Raw genomic sequence first — 16876 nt, forward strand, 5'->3', positions numbered from 1 at the left:
ATGACGATGTCAGCTTCGGAAACCCTGGTTGTCGAAACGGCCGCGCGTGTCCTTGCGGATCTTGCCGATCCGCAGACCATCGTGCAGAAGCGCGACAATGCCTGGAAGGCACCGCTCTGGTCGGCACTTCAGGAGATCGGACTGGACCTCGCCTGGGCTTCCGAGACTGCCGGCGGGGCAGGGGCGTCGCTCGGCGACGGCTTCGGCATCATCCGCGAGGCGGGCCGCGCGGCATTGGGAGTGCCACTCGCTGAAACTCTTCTCGCCGGATGGCTGCTGGATCGGGCGGGTCTGACCGCGCCTGGCGGCCCGATGACGGTGGCGCCGGTGCGGCCGAAGGATCATCTCACGCTCGACGAGGCCGGCCGCATCAACGGTCGGGCTCGCATGGTGCCCTTCGCGAGCGATGTCGAGCATCTCGTCGTTCTGGCCACTGGAGACGACGGGCCTTCAGTGGTCCTGGTCCGAACGGCCGATTGCAAGCTGAAGTCCGGCAAAAGTCTGGCGGGAGACGCGCGCGATACCGTGGAGTTCGCGAACGTGCTGCCGGTTCATCGTGCGCGCCTAAAGGAATCGGCAGCGTTCGAGAAGGAGGTCCTCCTGCTGATGGGCGCAGCTGTGCGAGCGCAGCAGATTGCGGGCGCTCTGGACAGGATCCTCGAACTTTCGGTTCATTATTCGCAGCAGCGCGTCGCGTTCGAGAAGCCGATCTCGAAATTCCAGGCGATCCAGCACAGCCTTGCGCGGCTCGGCGGCGAGATTGCTGCGGCCGCGTCCGCGGCTGCGTCGGCGGCCGATACGATCGCCAGCACCGGCCTTGGTGATGACGCCGCGCTGCTGGAGATTGCTGCGGCGAAGATTCGCTGCAGCGAGGCCGCCGAGATCGGGACCGGCATTGCCCATCAGGTACACGGTGCGATCGGCTTCACCGATGAGCATATCCTGCACCGCTTCACGCTGCGTCTGCTGTCGTGGCGTGATGAGTTCGGTGACGAAACGTTCTGGAGCCTCAAGCTCGGCGAGTTCATTGCCGCCAGAGGTCCCCGGGAACTCTGGCCCCTGCTAGCCTCTCGCTGAAGGAGCCGCCATGTCCCTCGTTTATTTTGATGCCATGCGCCTGCCGGCTCATTGCCAGGAGCTGCGTAAGGAAGTCCGTGCGTTTTTGGAGAGCGAGGTCGCAGCCGGCACGTTCGATCCCGACAGGCCGGAGGTCGGCGACAAGAACGCGGATGAATTCTCCCGCCGTGTCGGCGCGAAAGGCTGGATCGGCATGACCTGGCCGAAGAAATATGGAGGTCAGGAGCGCAGCTTCCTCGAGCGCTATGTCGTCACAGAGGAGATGCGCATCGCCAATGCGCCCGTGCGGCGCTTCTTCGTCGCGGACCGGCAGAGCGGCCCGACCCTCATTCGTTACGCCCATGAAAAGATCAAGCAGGACGTCCTTCCCCGCATCATCCGCGGCGAGCTGTGCTTCTGCATCGGCATGAGCGAGCCCAACTCCGGCTCCGACCTGTTCGCGGCGAGCACGAAGGCTACCAAAACGGAAGGCGGCTGGCTGATCAACGGAACGAAGGTCTGGACCAGCAGCGCGCACATTGCGGACTACATGATCGGCCTGTTCCGGACATCGGGTTCGACCAAGGAAAACCGGCGGCATGGCCTGACATCGTTCCTGGTCGACATGAAGACGCCTGGAATCACCTGCCGGCCCATCGGCCAGATGAGTGGCCAGCGCGACTTCAATGAGGTCGTGTTCCTGGACGCATTCATTCCGGATGATCATGTCATTGGCGAGGTCGATGGCGCCTGGAAGCAAGCCACCAGCGAACTAGCCTATGAGCGCTCCGGGCCGGAGCGTTTTCTCGAAACCTACGACGCGCTGCTCGCGCTCACCAACGCGGCGGGCGCCAAGCCGGATGTCCGAGTGACCGTCGGTATCGGGCGGCTGGTCGCGCAGCTGCACACTTTGCGCCGCATGTCCGTCTCGGTGGCGGGGATGCTCGAAGCAGGCCGCGAGCCCGTCGTCGAGGCCGCGATCGTCAAGGACCTTGGCACCGTCTGGGAGCAGGGCCTGCCGCATCGAGTGCGCGAACTCGCTTCGCTGCTCGACCTCGAGGACGACGAAGAGGATGCATTCCGCAACAAGCTCGACTTCGAGCTCAAGATCGCACCGAAGCTGACGATCCAGGGCGGCACTACGGAGGTTCTGCGGGGCATCATCGCGCGCGGACTTGGACTTCGCTAATCAGGACAAAAGGAGTCTGACGCCATATGAGCACTGATATCGCGGTTACCTCGCAAGGCCACGTCGCAATGATCGAGATCCAGCGGCCGCCGCTGAATTATTTCGATCTCCAGCTCATCCGCGACATTGCCGATGCACTCGACAAAATCGATGCGAACAGCGAGATCCGGTCCGTCGTTCTGGCCGCGCAGGGCAAGGCGTTCTGTGCCGGCGCGGATTTCAACACGCCGGCGCAGGGCGCGCAGGCCAACAATGACCGGCAGGACGGCGGTCACCTTTATATCGAGGCCGTGCGTATCTTCCGGAACAAGAAGCCGATCGTCGCAGCGGTGCAGGGCGCCGCGATCGGCGGCGGCTTTGGTCTCGCGATGTCGGCAGATTTCCGCGTGACCTGCCCCGAGGCCCGGTTCGCCGCGAACTTCACCCGCCTCGGCTTCCATCCCGGCTTCGGACTGACCGTCACGCTGCCGGAAGCCATCGGCAAGTCGAACGCCGAGCTGATGTTCTACACCAGCCGGCGCGTCACCGGTGAACAGGCGCTGGCGATGGGATTGGCGAGCGTTTTGGTCCCTCAGGACCAGGTTCGCGCGGCCGCCATATCGCTCGCGCAGGAGATTGCCCAATGCTCGCCGCTCGGCCTGCTGTCGACCCGAGCGACCATGCGAGCCGGGTTGGCGGACCGCGTCAAGAAGGCGACGGATCATGAGCTCGCCGAGCAGAACCGCCTGCGCGTGACGGACGATTTCCGTGAAGGCGTCAAATCCACGGCGGAGCGCCGATCCGCCAATTTCACCGGCAAGTGAGGGCACCATGACGGAAAAGCTCGAAAGATTCCCGGACGGAAGTTGCGATTGCCACGTCCACATCTATGGGCCGTTCGATCGTTTTCCCGTCGACTATTCCGGAAAATTCGCTCCGAAGCAGGAATTCCCGGTCGAGATGCTGTTCGAAGTTTGGAAGTCGATCGGCATTTCGCGCGGCGTGATCGTCCATGCAGGCAATGCCGGCTCGGACAATGAGGTGACGCTCGAGGCCTTGAAGCGCTTTCCGGACAAGCTGCGCGCGGTCGCGATCCTCAATCAGGACGTCACCGACAAGCGGCTGGACGAGTTGACCGATGCCGGTTTCAAGGGCGTGCGCATCAATCTTCTGTATCAGGACGGCCAGCCTGTATTGTCGGGCGGCGGCATGAATCTGGACGACTTGAAGGCCTTGGCGCCGCGCATCGCCGAGCGCGGCTGGCACGCACAGCTATGGATCGAGACCGGCGACCTGCAGCAGCTTGCGCCTGAGATCGAAAAGCTCCCGCTCGACTTCGTCATCGACCACCAAGGCCGCACCATGGCGGACAAGACTGTCAGCTACAGCGGCTACCAGTGGTTCTGCGACCGCGGCCTCAAGAGCGGCCGCTATTGGTGCAAGCTGTCCGGCGCGGATCGCAACACGCGCATCGGCAGCCCCTACGAGGACACAGAAGACTTCATGAAGGCGCTGGTCGCCGCCAACCCCGAGCGGTTGGTCTGGGGCAGCGACTGGCCGCATGTCGGACATGCCGACGATGCGGTCCCGAAGGAGTCCGTGCTGACGGATCTGTTCAGGCGCTGCGTGCCAGACGAGTCCGTCCGCAAGAAAATCCTCATCGACAATCCGGCCCGGCTCTACGGCTTCTGAGAGCCGGAGGCCGCGAAGAGATCACGCCGGGCTGGTCCCGGTGGGAGTCTTGGGACGCAGGGCCGCTGTCGAGCTTGCCGTTGCGATGAGCACGTCGTTGGCGTCCCGCAGCTCGGCCTCCATGAAGCCAATGCTGCGGCCCTGCCGAACGACCTTGCCATAGGTGCGGTACAGGCCGGGATGCGCCGGAAGCAGGAAGGAGACCTTGATCTCGAGGCTCGCGACCGCGATCAGGTATTCGCCGCGCAGCAGGCTCGCAGTCGCCATCGCCGCATCGAGCCACCCCGTGACGATTCCACCCTGCACGATGCCGCCCTTGGGATGTCCTTCGGTGGAATGACAGTGCCGCGGCTCGGCATGCCATTCGATCGTGACGCGATCGCGTGTCTGATCGTAGGAGACGGCGCCGACGCCGAGCAACTCCCACGCGGCCGGGCGTCGCGCCTCGGTCTGCCTGATCAGGTCTTCGTACGACATTTTTGGTGATGGCTCGCAATTGCTGAATGTTCACGAGGCGAGCTGCGGCACGCCTCGCAATCAATCAGCACAGGCGATGTCGCCGCGCAACCGCGCCCGGCGGTGATCAGCTATCCGCCGCGATGCCCTTTTGCCACGTGGAGGGATTTCCGCCAAAGCCGCGGCGGGCACGCTTTTCGAGCCAGTAGCCCATCTGCGGCGGGACCGCGCTGAAGGTCGGATCGACGCCGAGCTTCTGGGCCGCATCCATCGCCCAATTCGGGTTGTGGATGAACTCGCGGCCGACCGCGACGAGGTCGGCCTTCTTGTCCTGCAGGATCGCCTCGGCCTGGTCGCCGTGAATGATCAGGCCGACCGCCATGGTCATGATGTCGGCTTCGCGGCGGATATAGTCCGCGAACTGGACCTGATAGCCGTACTCGTTGAGGCGGAAGAAGTTCGGCACCTTGCTGTTGAGGCCGCCGGCTGCAGTCGATGACGTCGACGCCCTTCGTCTTGAGGATGCGCACCAGCCTGGCGTTCTCCGCCGGACCCCAGCCCGCCTCGTCCTCGATCGACAGACGGACGAACAGCGGCTTCGACGCCGGCCAGTGGGTGCGGACGGACTCGGCCACCACGATGGCAAACCTCATGCGGTTGGCTTCGCTGCCGCCATAATCGTCCTCGCGCTGGTTGGCCTCCGGCGACAGAAACGAATGGATCAGATAGCCGTGGGCGGCATGCAGCTCGACGACGTCGAAGCCGGCCCAGTCGGCGCGCGCGGCCGCCTTGCCCCAGGCGTCGATCGCATCGGGAATCTCAGTGCGCTCCAACGCACGCGGCGTGAAATAGCCGTTGCCGAACGCAAGCGCGCTTGGACCGATCAGGTCCCAGCCGTTCACGTCGTCGACGTCAGCAAGATCCTGGGCGGAGAGGGTGCCATCTCCCTCCCAGGGACGCCGGGCTTTCCCCTTCCGGCCGGTATGTCCGAGCTGAATGCCTGCCGTGGCGCCGTTCGACTTGATGAAGCTCGCGATGTCGCGGAGGGGGGCGATGAACTTGTCATCCCAGATGCCGAGGTCCCCGACCGCTCCGCAGCCGCGGCGCTCGACCTTGGTCGACTCCACGATCACGAGCCCCGCGCCGCCCGCGGCGAACTTGCCCGCGTTGGTGATGTGCCAAGGGGTCGGAAAGCCGCCCTCCGCAACGTATTGCAGCATGGGCGGGACCACGATCCGGTTCCTGAATGCGACGTCCCGAATGCGTAGCGGCGAGAACAGCAGCGTTTCGTTCATCCCGGCCTCCCTTGTTTGTTGCGGGAAGATTAGGGGGGGCGGTGTTCGCATGCCAATGCGCGTCAGTGAGGGCGCAGCATTTCCATGGATGTGAAAAGAGACGTTGACGATGTCCGCGGAAGCGCCAGGCGGCAGCGTTGCCGCTGCCGTCCGGCTTTCTCACGATGCCTGGCGATCAGGACTTCTTCATCAGCGAACACTTGCTCTGGTCGCGGGGGATGTTGGCGTCTTCGGCCGGGACGGTCGCGACGACTTCGTAGAAGTCCCACGGCATCTTGGACTGCTCGACCGTCTTTGCCCGCAGCAGATAGTAGTCGTGGATGTGCATGCCGTCCTCGCGCACATAGCCCTTCTCCGAGAAGAAGTCGTTCACGGGCATCGAACGGAATTTCGCCAGAACGGCGGCGGTGTCGAGCGTGCCGGCCGCTTTGACCGCCTTAAGGTAGTGCATGGTCGCCGAGTACATGCCGGCCTGAACCATGGTCGGCATTCGGCCGACCTTGTCGGAGAATCGCTTCCCGAACGCACGCGATGCGTCGTTGCGATCCCAGTAGAAGGCTTCCGACGTGTACAGGCCCTGCATGTTCTTCAGGCCGACCGACTTGGCATCCGTAATCTGAAACAGCAGCGCCGCGACCTTCATCTTGCTCTTGAGGCCGAGCAAGCCGAATTCGTGAGCCTGCATCAGCGAGTTGGAGGTATCACCACTGGCATTGGCGAGCGCCAGCACATTGGCGCCAGAGCTCTGGGCCTGCAGCAGAAACGAGGAGAAGTCGCTGGTGTTGAAGGGGTGGCGTACCGAGCCGACGACCTTGCCGCCGTTCGCCTTGACCACGGCCGAAGCATCCGCTTCGAACGCATGACCGAAGGCATAGTCGGCCGTCAGGAAGAACCATTCGTTGCCGCCCTGGCCGACCAGCGCCTTCGCCGTGCTGCGCGCCAGCGTGGCGGTGTTGTATGTCCACTGAAACGTGTTCGGAGAGCACTTTTCATTGGTGATCGTCGATGCGCCCGCCGACGACACAATCATCATCTTGTTCTTGTCGCGGACGAGGTCCGCCAGCGCGAGCGCTACCGCGGAGTTGCCGATGTCGAGAATGACGTCGACGTTTTCGGTATCGATCCATCGCCTGGCGATGCCCGAAGCAATATCCGTCTTGTTCTGGTGATCGGCGAAAATGAGCTCGATCGGCTGTCCCAGCAGCTTGCCGCCGAAATCGGCGATTGCCATTTTGGCGACTTCGACTGCCGCAGGCCCGGCGGCATCCGCATACTGCCCCGACTGATCGTTGAGCACGCCGAGCTTGACCGGCTTCGATGCAGGCGTCTGCGCATGCGCCGAAGCAAGGCTCAGGAAAACAATCGACGCTGCCAGCACACTTCTCATTGTTTCACTCCCTTTGAAAATTGTGAATGCTTGAAGTCGGGATTGACCTTGCGGGTTATCCGCGCGGGTGAGGCTCTATTCCGCCGCCTCGCGGTATCGCTCCACCCCGTCCAGGCTTTCGCCACTGGCACGAAGCGCGCCGCCCCATTTGGCAAGCCACCAGCCATATTGCTCGGGCCACTTCTCGAAATTGCCGGTCAGCCCGAAATGCTCCGCGGCATGGAGCGCCCAGAACGGATCGTAGAGCATCTGGCGGGCGAGAAAGATGAGATCGGCCCGGCCGTCCTGCAGGACCTTCTCGGCGAAGTCAGGAGTGCGGATCATGCCGACGGCGCCGGTCGCAATGTCGGCCTCACGGCGAATGCGTTCGGCAAACGGCACCTGATAGCCCGGACCGCGGCCGAGATTGGCGTTGGTCGATCCGGCGCGCAGATTGCCGCCGGTCGAGCAGTCGACGAGATCAACGCCCAGCTCCTTGAGTTTGCGGGAGAAGACGACGCTGTCCTCGATCTCCCAGCCGCCGTCGATCCAGTCGGTGGCCGAGATGCGCACGAACAGCGGCGTGGACGAGGGCAGTGCAGCCCTCACGGCGCGCGTCACTTCAAGCGGAAACCGCATCCGGTTTTCGAGGCTGCCGCCATATTCGTCGGTGCGGAAATTGGCGAGCGGCGACAGGAACGATTGCAGCAAATAGCCGTGCGCCATGTGAAGCTCGATGACATCGAAACCGGCAAGCATGGCCCGGCGCGCCGTCGCGACGAAGGCGTCGCGCACGCCGACGAGACCATCCTTGCTGAGCGGAATGGGCGTCTGGAAGCCATCGGAGAATGGGACATCCGAAGGCCCCGTGGGCACCCAGGTTTCCTCGCCCATCTCAATGTCGCGGTCCGTCAGGTGGCTGTTGCCCCGGAACGCGCGCTGCTGGCTAGATTTGCGTCCGCCGTGATTGATCTGGATCGCCGCCTTCGAGCCGCCGGATTTGATCACGTGAACGATCTGGCGCATGCCGTCGATCTGGCCGTCTTCCCACAATCCGGGATCGCCGTTGGTGATGCGCCCCTTCCGGGTGACGGAGGTCTGCTCGACGAAGACGAGGCCAGCGCCGCCTTGGGCGAACTTGCCGTAGTGGACCAGATGGAACGGCGTGACGTAGCCGTTCACGGCCGAATACATCCCCATCGGCGAGACGACGATCCGGTTGCTCAGCTCGACGCCGCGGAATGCAATGCTTTCAAACAGCTTGACCATGGTGATCTTCCCCTGAATTGGCGGACCGGGACATTTGCGTGTCGGCGTTCGTCATGCTTGCGCGATGGCGCCGGCGCGGCGCAACGCATCGATCTCGCTGTCGGACAAGCCGAGATATTCCGACAACACCTCGCCATTGTGCTGGCCGAGACGCGCAGACGGGACGTAGTCCGGTGCCGCCGTGTCGTGGAGCAACAGCGGGCTGCGGTGGACGAGGATGTCGCCGTATTCGGGATGCGCGATCTCGCGCAGCATACCGCGGGCGTGGAGATGCTTGTCCTCGGTCACCTCGCGCAAATCGCGAACCGCCGCGCACGGCACCCGGTTGACGCGGCAAAGCTCGGTGATCTCGTCGCGCGTAAGCTGCGAGGACCAATCGGACACGATCTGGTCGGTCAGATCGATGTGCTTCAGACGGTCGAGCACGGTCTTGAACCGCGCATTGTCGGCGAGATCCGGCCGCCCCATCGCGCGCGTCAGCCCGGTCCAGTGGGATTCGTTGACGCTAATTATGGCGACGTACCCGTCGGACGCGGGATAGACATTATAGGGCGCTTCCGCGAGGCCGCCGTGACGATTGCCGGTGCGGGGAGCCGCCGCCTTGCGATTGAAGACGTCGGCGAGGTTTGAGGCCATCGCCGGATAGACGGTCTCGACCATCGCGATCTCGACCAGCCGGCCGCGGCCGCTCTTCTCGCGGTCGTAGAGAGCGGTGAGGATACCGGCGTAAAGATGCACGCCGCTGATGAAATCGGTGATGGCAGGCCCGGCCTTGACCGGAGGACCATCGGCGAAGCCCGTCACGCTCATGATGCCCGACACCGCCTGCACGGTCAGGTCCATCGCGAGATTGTCGCGGCTCGGACCCGACAGGCCGTAGCCGGTGGCCGAGCCATAGATCAGCCGCGGGTTGATGGCGCTGAGCGCCGCATAGCCGACGCCCAGGCGATCGAGCACGCCCGGCGCATAGTTCTCGATCAGCACGTCGGCCTTCGCCGCGAGTTCCTTCAGAACCCTGACGCCGTCAGTCGACTTCAGGTTCAGGCTGATGTTACGCTTGTTCGCATTGAGCATCGCGAACGGGACGGCGTTGCCCTTGCTGATGCGGGCGCGATGACGCACCGGCTCGCCGTTCGGCGGCTCGACCTTGATGACGGTCGCTCCGGCCTGCGCCATCAGGAAGCCGGCATACGGACCCTGATAGACCTGGCCGAGATCGATGACGATCACGCCGTCGAGCGGCAGCTTCTTGTTGTTGTTCAAGGTGTCCTCGGTCCTGTCAGAAATTGTAGAGCCGCGCCGGATTGGCGATCAGGATCTTGCGGCGGGTGGCCTCGTCGGGGACGCAGTCGTGCAGCAGACGAAGCAGGTCCTGGAGATCGGGCATAGTCTCGGCGCTGTGGCCGACATGGGGCCAGTCGCTGCCCCACACGACCTGATCGGGCGCGGCCTGAACGATAGCCCGCATGAAGGGCGCCGTGTCGGCATAGGGACGGCCGATGCGCGTGTTGCGGTCGGCACCGGAGATCTTGGTCCAGTAGCGCCCGGTCTTCAGCCGCTCGGTGTAGGCGCGAAAATCGGGATGCTCGTGGCCCTTGTCGGCCATCGTCCGCGACATGTGGTCGATCACGTAGTTCAGCGGCAGTTTCTCGAGCTCGGCCGCGGCGGCGGCCAGGTCCGAGCTCTCGATCCAGAGCTGGGCGTGCCAGCCGCGCTCGGCGATGCGCGGTGCGAGCTTGACCAGATCGTCGTAGCTGGTGCCGAGCGTCGAGACCGGCTTGCCGTCCTGCCGGATCATGGTCACACGCACCGCCTTGAAGCCGGCGTCGGTGAGTTCATCGAGCCGCCGATCCGAGACGTCGGGCCGCAGGATCGCGACGGCACGAAGCCGGTCGGGGTAGCGGCGCAGCGCGTCGTAAGTGACGGCATTGTCGTCTCCCGATCCCACCGCATGGACGATAACCCCCCGCGTGATGCCGAGCCTGTCCCAGACGGCAAAGGCGTCTTCGATCGTGAAGGGCTTTACGGCAGTGAAGCGTCCCTCGTCGCCCTGCGGAAAGCAATCGAAGGGGCCGTAGATGTGAAAATGACAATCGCAGCTGCCTTCAGGCAATCGGTAGTCCATGCAAGCAAATCCCTGTTCGGTCCTGAGAGGTGCTGCCGCCGCTGCGCGCGGTGGCACGGCGAGCGTCATCGTCGTGAACGCGATGGCTGATCTGTATGGTGGTGAGGAGGTTCAACTTGGCGACGGGAGGTCCGCGCGGCGGCCGGTCAACACATCAGTCGATCGCAGCAGAAAAATTCAATTCCGGCTCCATGACGCCTCCCTGCAAGCGCGCCACCCTGTGGTGGGCGGTTTTGTTTTTGAGCGGCCGTGACGCCGTGGCCTTGCTGGCCGGAGAGAACACTAAGAGCGGGGCGGGCCCAAGTCCACCAAGTTACATATATGTAGTTCTATTTCTACATATATGGAAAATGTTGCATCCAAGCATCTGAAACGCTAATTTACCGAACAGATCTATCCACCTTTGGGACGGAATTCTTTCCACATATGTGCAAAAGATGAATTCCAGCATCAAGTCAGCCAAGCGGATCTTCGAAGTCCTCGAATATTTCGAGGACGTGAAACGCCCGGTTTCGCTGAAGGAAGTTGCGACGAAGTGCGACTATCCTACGTCGAGTGCCGCAGCCCTGCTGAAGAGCATGGCGATGCTCGGTTATCTGTTTTACGACAGCTATAATCGCACCTACATGCCGACGATGCGCATTGCCCAGATGGGCCGGTGGCTGGACGCCGGACTCTTCGGCGACAGCGCCATCCTTGCGTTGGTCGATTTCGTCCATGAAAAGCTCGACGAGCTCGTCAGCATCAGCACGCAATCCGATCTGCATGCTCAATACATTCACGCTCTGCAAACCAGCAAGCGCCTGCGCTTCGAAGTCAAGCCCGGCGATGTCCGGCCGCTTGCCATCAGCGGAATTGGGCGAACGCTGCTCAGCGGTCATACCGACGTCGAGATTGCACGACTCCTGCGCCGCATCAACGCCGTTTGCCCCCGGGAAGAGCACTTCGAACTGAATACGCTGATGAAGATCATCAACGGCATCCGGCGAGACGGCTACATGTTCTCCAAGCACATCATCGTTCAGGACGCCGGCGTGATTGCCGTCCTGTTGCCAAAGCGCGACTTCGGGCGCCACCTGGTCCTCGGCGTCGGCGGGCCGGTATCCCGTCTCGAGGAGCGACAGGACGAAATTCTGGCTTGTATCCGCGAAGGCATCGCCCGGTTCCTGGCGTGACCCCGGGCGTTCGACAGAACAAAGCTCTTCCCAAGACCGCAGATGAATTTTGTCGACCTTCATGACCCGATGGGGCGCTCATAGACCCGTCGCCTGGGAGGGCGCGATCGACGTTGGTACGGGGCTGCTACCGACGCTCGAAATCTGCGCGAGCGTCGCTGGCCGTATGGGTTTGCGCGACATATTCGGCGTCGTGCCGAGCCCGATCATCAGCGGCGACCCGCGGGGATGAGTTTGGCGGTCGCTTGCGCGATCCGCCGCTTGGCGTGGGCGTTCAACCTGTGTCTGCTGCCATAGGCGAGGTTCTGGTTCCGGACGCGGAGCTGCCCCCGCATGCACGCGCCGAAGCAGTCCTTGGCCGCAGAGCGGTGTAGCGTGCATAAGGATCGGAGCGTGTGGACTCAAGCCTCAGCCGAAGGAAGACTGTTGTGGCGCAAGCAGGACGTTCGGCCAGCCGTGCATGTCACAGAAGGACCAGAAGCGGAGGCCAGAGTATGATCTAAGGTGCCAATCAACTGAGAGATCATCGCGGTCTATCCGGTGCGCGTGCTGCGGCTCGTCTCCTCAATGTGACGATGCAAACAGCAAATATTGGAGCATAGCATAGGAGATTGTGGCCTGATCCCCGCCCGCGACTGAAGGCGATCTAACCCGTTGCGCGCGGTAGCATGCCCCTTGTCGTGATCTCCGCCGAAAGTTCCTCGATCGTCTTGCGCTGCTCCATCGCGGTTCTGCGGATCAGGGCAAAGGCGGCCGGTTCGGCGAGCGCATGCGAATGCATCACCCGGAGAACGGCGGCGAGCACGACACGGCGTGACCGCAGGCGCTGTTCGAGCTTGAGAATCTGTTGCTTCAGTTCGCTGGTGCGTTCGTTGCGCTCGAATGCCATGACGAGCGCTGCGTAAATGCCGGCCGAACGCAACGGCTTGATCAGGAACGAAGCCGGATCGAGTTCGAACACCAGCTTGAGGCGGCTTGGCGTCTCGGTGCCGAGCAGCGCGATGACAGGCGATCGCGCCAGAAACGCGCGTTGCACCGGTTGCAGCAGGGGCAGGATCTCGTCGTCGATCAGCGACAGATCCGGAGCGAAGGTGACGGGCTCCGTCGGCGGCCATACAACCCCCTCGATCCCGAGACGTTCGAATTGGCGCCGCACGATGGTTGCGTCGCGTTCGTCCTTGATGGCGACGAGCGCCTTGCGTCCGCGTAGCGAAAATGAAGACGGTCTGCTCATTTTACAACCCGCAAATGCGGCGCATTCGGCAATGCGCCGCCCGCCGAGGTTTCTTTCGACGGGCTGACGGCAACGTCGAGCTGCGTCAGGTAAGGATCAGGCTTAACAGGCGCGTCGGCTTCCCAGAAGATATCAAACTGTCCTTGCGGATTGGATACCGCAAGCCGCGGTGTAAGGACGCAATGATTGTTGCCTCCGTCGATCCATACCGGTCCTTGCGGCGAATTGTAGCGATACCCGGCCGCGGCGCGCCGCACCTCGGAAATGTCCGACGTGCCCGCGCGTTGCAGCGCGCGCGCCAGCAGATAGACTGCGACATAGGCGGATTGCCCGTCGACGGAAGGGCTGCTGTCCTCCCCATAGCGCGCCTTCCAGCGCGCGACGAAGGCGCGGTTCTCCGGCAGGCGGATGCTCTCGAAATAGGCCGACGACGTGATGCATCCGGCCGATGCCGGCCCGACGATCGCCAGTTCCGGCTCGCAGAGGCTGCAGCTCAGCATGGGTATCTCCAGCCCCGCAGCCTTGGTGCCGGCGTGGAATGCGCGGATGAAGTCGTAGCTCGAGCTTCCGACCAGCGTATTGAACACGATCGGCGGTTTGCGGCGAACGATCTCGTCGACGATGTGACCGACGGCGCTCTCGCCGAGCTCGAGCAGCCGCTCGGCGAGGATGTGGCCATCCGCCGCGCTGACCAGTTCACGGGTGACGCGATTGGTCTCCCATGTCCACACGTAGTTGGAGCCGACGCAGAAGATCTCCCGCGACAGATTGTCGAGCACGTAGCGGACCAGTGGCAGCACGTTGTGATTGGGCGAGGCGCCGACATAGATCACGTTGTCCGAGCACTCGAAGCCTTCGTAGCGGGCGGGATACCAGAGCAGGCGATCGGTGCGCTCCACGATGGGAAGCACCTGCTTGCGCGAGGCCGAGGTGTAACAGCCGACGATGTGCGCGACGCCGACATTGCGGATGAGGTCGTCGCAGACAGTGTGATATTCGGAGACGATGCCGCGAGGATCGCGAACGTGGGGCGCGATTGCGAAGTCGAATTCCGCCTGGCTGTTGATCTCGTCGACCGCCATCATGGCGCTCTTGAGGATCTCGCGGCCCATCGCCTGATAGGGCCCCGACTGCGAGCAGATGATGCCGACGGGAACAGAAGGCTTGGTCATTGACGGCTTTCGATCGCGTAACGCGAAGATGAAATCATCATCGCCGATGACAGCGCAAGTGGCTTGCCGTTTTGCTGCACAGCACTCTCGAAATTTAGGCAGACAGCATCGTTGACAACGCGATAGGCAGTTACTTAGACTTTTCTCCTACAGGGCAACCTGTCGAACCTCGCGTGCGCCGATCTGGCCGATGACGTCCAGTTCCTTGCACTAAGTGCTTCGTTCGATCACGGACCCTAAAGCGACAGATCATAGCCGCGGCATTTGAGCCATTCGTCACCTCATTCGGGAGGGACGGGTGGCTTTTTTCGTTTGCCGCCGAAGAAGCTGGCGATGCGTCCGCGTCGCCAGAACGGTGGCGCATGCGCGAGACGGCGGTGTGTCATGTGAGCGGGAGGAGAAGAGCGATGGCGGAAACGGATCTCCACTATCTCGGGCTCGTCGACATCGGGCGAAAGATCCAGGCGAAGGAGCTGTCGCCGGTCGAAGCGACCAAGGCGATGCTCGGGCGGATCGAGAAGCTCGACGGCAAGCTCAAGAGTTTTGCCTATGTGATGGCTGACTCGGCGCTCGCCGATGCGGCCGCGGCCGAAAAGGAGATTGCGTCCGGCAAGATCAGGGGGGCGCTGCACGGTGTGCCGGTGGCGGTCAAGGATCTCTGCTGGGCCAAAGGCGCTCCTGCTGCGCATGGCATGACGATTCACCGCGACTTTCGTCCCACCGAAGATGCAACGGTGGTCGCGCGGCTGAAGGATGCCGGCGCCATCATTCTCGGCAAGCTGCAACAGACCGAAGGTGCCTATGCCGATCATCATCCGAAGATCGACCCGCCGAAGAATCCCTGGAATCCGGACCTCTGGCCCGGGGCCTCTTCGAGTGGGTCCGGCGTTGCCACCGCGGCTGGGCTTTGCTTCGGCTCCCTCGGCACCGACACCGGCGGATCGATCCGCTTTCCGTCAGCGGCCAATGGTGTCACCGGACTCAAGCCGACCTGGGGACGCGTCAGCCGGTACGGCGCGTTCGAACTCGCGGCAACGCTGGATCACATCGGCCCGATGGCACGGAGCGCGGTCGATTGCGGTGCCATCCTCGGCGTAATCGCGGGGCAGGATCCCAAGGACATGACATCGGTACCCCTCGCCGTGCCGGACTATCTCAAAGGTCTCTCCGCCGACCTGCGGGGCGTCACGATCGGCGTCGACCGTCGCTGGACCACCGAAGGCATCGACGGCGATGCGGCCAAGGTGCTCGCCGAGGGCTTGCGTGTGGCGGCCGATGTTGGCGCGAAGATCAAGGAGATCGAGTTTCCCGATCCCAAGGCGATTATCGACGACTGGTTCCCGCTCTGTGGTGTCGAGGTCGCGGTCGCGCACGAGGACACCTATCCGGCCCGCAAGGATGAGTACGGCCCGGCGCTCGCGGGCCTGCTCGATCTCGGCCGGCAGCAGTCCGGCATGGACTATCAGAAGATCGTGCTCCGGCGCGAAGCGTTTCGCGGCGCGGTGCGCATGCTGTTCGAGACTGTCGATCTCATCGCTGTCCCGGCCCAAGCGTTCGCGGCGCCCACTCTCGCCAAGATGGCGGCGCTCGGTGAGGACGCCTCGCTGATCGGTGGCCTGCTCCGCTTCACGTGTCCTTTCGACATGACGGGAAGTCCGACCGTGACGCTGCCCGGAGGTTTCGCTGCCAATGGGGGCCCGGTGGGCTTCCAGTTCGTGGGCCGTCATTTCGATGAAGCCGGCCTCGTTCGTGCAGGCGATGCGTTCCAACGCGTTACCGACTGGCACAAGCGTCATCCCGGGATCTGAGCTGAGGGGCCGATCACATGTCCGAAGACTGGTTGAAGACATCCATCATGGCCAAGCGTGCCCTTGCCAAAGGCGCGACCGGCGCGACGCATAGTCTAACGATCGAGCAGCAGGGCGGCTTCCACTACGTCTATGGTCCCTATGCGAAGCCGACCCTGTCGATCGACCCCGGCGGGGTAGTCGTCGTCGAGACCGAAGATGCCTTCGGCGGCGTGCTCACCAAGGAGACCGACAGCCCCACCGCCAAACTCAACTTCCCTTATCTCAACCCGCAATGCGGGCCGATCGCGGTGAAGGGCGCCAAGAAGGGCGATTGTCTTGCGATCTATATCCGCGATGTAGAGACCCGGGGCGAGCAGCCGGCCGGCACGACCTGCATCATCCCGGAGTTCGGCGGACTGGTCGGAACCGGCTCGACGGCGCTGCTGAATCCGCCGCTGCCGGAGCGCGTGAAGAAGTTGCACGTCGACAGGAATGGCGTGCGCTGGAACGACAGGCTCACGCTGCCTTACGAGCCGTTCATCGGCACCATCGGCGTCTCGCCGGAGATCGAGGCGATCTCCTCGCTGCAACCGGACTATCATGGCGGCAACATGGATCTGCCCGACGTCGCTCCGGGTGCAATTATCTATTTCCCGGTCCATACCGACGGCGGAATGCTCTACGTCGGCGATTGCCACGCAACACAAGGCGACGGCGAGCTTTCCGGCGTGGCGATGGAGCAGCGCGCGACCGTCACATTGCAGGTCGACCTCATCAAGGACTGGAGCTTCGCCTGGCCTCGGCTTGAGACCAAGGACTTCATCATGACGATCGGAAGCGCGCGTCCGCTCGAGGACGCGGCGCGCATCGCCTATCGCGAGCTCGTCCGGTGGATGGCGGCCGACTACGGCTTCGACGAGATCGACGCCTACATGCTGCTCAGCCAGGCCGGACGCATGCGCCTCGGCAACATGGTCGACCCCAAATACACGATGGGGGCCTCGATCCTCAAGAATTACCTCAAGCCTTGACATCCAACCGCTTTCAATCACAGGGGACATCACGATGAATTCGGGAC

At 63.1% G+C, this 16876-nt stretch carries 15 protein-coding genes and 1 pseudogene; 7 read left to right on the forward strand and 9 right to left on the reverse strand.

Going from position 1 to position 16876, the window contains the following annotated elements; all coding sequences use genetic code 11:
* The first annotated feature begins 6 nt into the window (after positions 1–6).
* From ACM42_RS24455 to ACM42_RS24470, 4 genes are read left to right on the forward strand one after another with little or no spacing between them, the layout of a single operon-like run.
* Positions 7–1077 (forward strand): acyl-CoA dehydrogenase family protein, encoded by a 1071-nt coding sequence (locus ACM42_RS24455; protein ID WP_271530715.1) that lies wholly within the window; start codon positions 7–9, stop codon positions 1075–1077.
* Between the two features lie 10 nt (positions 1078–1087).
* Entirely contained in the window at positions 1088–2245 is a 1158-nt protein-coding gene (locus tag ACM42_RS24460; RefSeq protein ID WP_271530301.1) for an acyl-CoA dehydrogenase family protein, read from the forward strand.
* Between the two features lie 26 nt (positions 2246–2271).
* Positions 2272–3048, forward strand: coding sequence for an enoyl-CoA hydratase/isomerase family protein (locus ACM42_RS24465; RefSeq protein WP_271530302.1), 777 nt, complete (start codon positions 2272–2274; stop codon positions 3046–3048).
* A 7-nt stretch (positions 3049–3055) separates the two neighbouring features.
* Positions 3056–3916 (forward strand): amidohydrolase family protein, encoded by an 861-nt coding sequence (locus tag ACM42_RS24470; protein WP_271530303.1) that lies wholly within the window; start codon positions 3056–3058, stop codon positions 3914–3916.
* A gap of 21 nt (positions 3917–3937) precedes the next feature.
* On the opposite strand, the gene ACM42_RS24475 is transcribed toward ACM42_RS24470, so the two are convergent.
* From ACM42_RS24475 to ACM42_RS24505, 7 genes and pseudogenes are all read right to left on the reverse strand, one after another.
* Positions 3938–4393, reverse strand: a complete 456-nt coding sequence (locus tag ACM42_RS24475; RefSeq protein WP_271530304.1) for a PaaI family thioesterase — start codon at positions 4391–4393, stop codon at positions 3938–3940.
* Between the two features lie 106 nt (positions 4394–4499).
* Positions 4500–4838, reverse strand: a complete 339-nt coding sequence (locus ACM42_RS24480) for an oxidoreductase (protein WP_271530305.1) — start codon at positions 4836–4838, stop codon at positions 4500–4502.
* A gap of 76 nt (positions 4839–4914) precedes the next feature.
* Positions 4915–5718: pseudogene (locus tag ACM42_RS24485) on the reverse strand (oxidoreductase); the annotation flags it as partial.
* A gap of 124 nt (positions 5719–5842) precedes the next feature.
* Positions 5843–7054 (reverse strand): ABC transporter substrate-binding protein, encoded by a 1212-nt coding sequence (locus ACM42_RS24490; RefSeq protein ID WP_271530306.1) that lies wholly within the window; start codon positions 7052–7054, stop codon positions 5843–5845.
* A 75-nt stretch (positions 7055–7129) separates the two neighbouring features.
* A complete protein-coding gene (locus ACM42_RS24495) occupies positions 7130–8302 on the reverse strand; it encodes an NADH:flavin oxidoreductase/NADH oxidase (protein WP_271530307.1) in 1173 nt (390 codons plus the stop codon).
* A 51-nt stretch (positions 8303–8353) separates the two neighbouring features.
* A complete protein-coding gene (locus tag ACM42_RS24500; RefSeq protein ID WP_271530308.1) occupies positions 8354–9565 on the reverse strand; it encodes a CaiB/BaiF CoA transferase family protein in 1212 nt (403 codons plus the stop codon).
* A gap of 16 nt (positions 9566–9581) precedes the next feature.
* Positions 9582–10427, reverse strand: coding sequence for an amidohydrolase family protein (locus ACM42_RS24505; protein WP_271530309.1), 846 nt, complete (start codon positions 10425–10427; stop codon positions 9582–9584).
* A gap of 437 nt (positions 10428–10864) precedes the next feature.
* Between ACM42_RS24505 and ACM42_RS24510 the strand changes: the two genes are divergently transcribed.
* On the forward strand, positions 10865–11602 hold the full coding sequence (locus ACM42_RS24510) for an IclR family transcriptional regulator (RefSeq protein WP_271530310.1): 738 nt from the start codon (positions 10865–10867) through the stop codon (positions 11600–11602).
* A 646-nt stretch (positions 11603–12248) separates the two neighbouring features.
* Here the strand turns inward: ACM42_RS24510 and ACM42_RS24515 are convergent.
* Positions 12249–12836: an ANTAR domain-containing response regulator gene (locus ACM42_RS24515; RefSeq protein WP_271530311.1), complete on the reverse strand. Its 588-nt coding sequence runs from the start codon at positions 12834–12836 to the stop codon at positions 12249–12251.
* A complete protein-coding gene (locus ACM42_RS24520; protein ID WP_271530313.1) occupies positions 12833–14008 on the reverse strand; it encodes a transporter substrate-binding domain-containing protein in 1176 nt (391 codons plus the stop codon). Before ACM42_RS24520 ends, ACM42_RS24515 begins: the two co-directional genes overlap by 4 nt.
* Positions 14009–14415: 407 nt before the next feature.
* On the opposite strand from ACM42_RS24520, the gene ACM42_RS24525 reads away from it, so the two are divergent.
* Both ACM42_RS24525 and ACM42_RS24530 read left to right on the forward strand, forming a co-directional pair.
* Positions 14416–15816 (forward strand): amidase, encoded by a 1401-nt coding sequence (locus ACM42_RS24525; RefSeq protein ID WP_271530314.1) that lies wholly within the window; start codon positions 14416–14418, stop codon positions 15814–15816.
* Positions 15817–15833: 17 nt separating this feature from the next.
* Complete coding sequence (locus ACM42_RS24530) at positions 15834–16829, forward strand: acetamidase/formamidase family protein (RefSeq protein ID WP_271530315.1); 996 nt, start codon at positions 15834–15836, stop codon at positions 16827–16829.
* The last annotated feature ends 47 nt before the right edge of the window (positions 16830–16876 follow it).

The organism is Bradyrhizobium sp. CCBAU 25338 (assembly GCF_028128965.1).
GTDB classification, from domain to species: domain Bacteria; phylum Pseudomonadota; class Alphaproteobacteria; order Rhizobiales; family Xanthobacteraceae; genus Bradyrhizobium; species Bradyrhizobium liaoningense.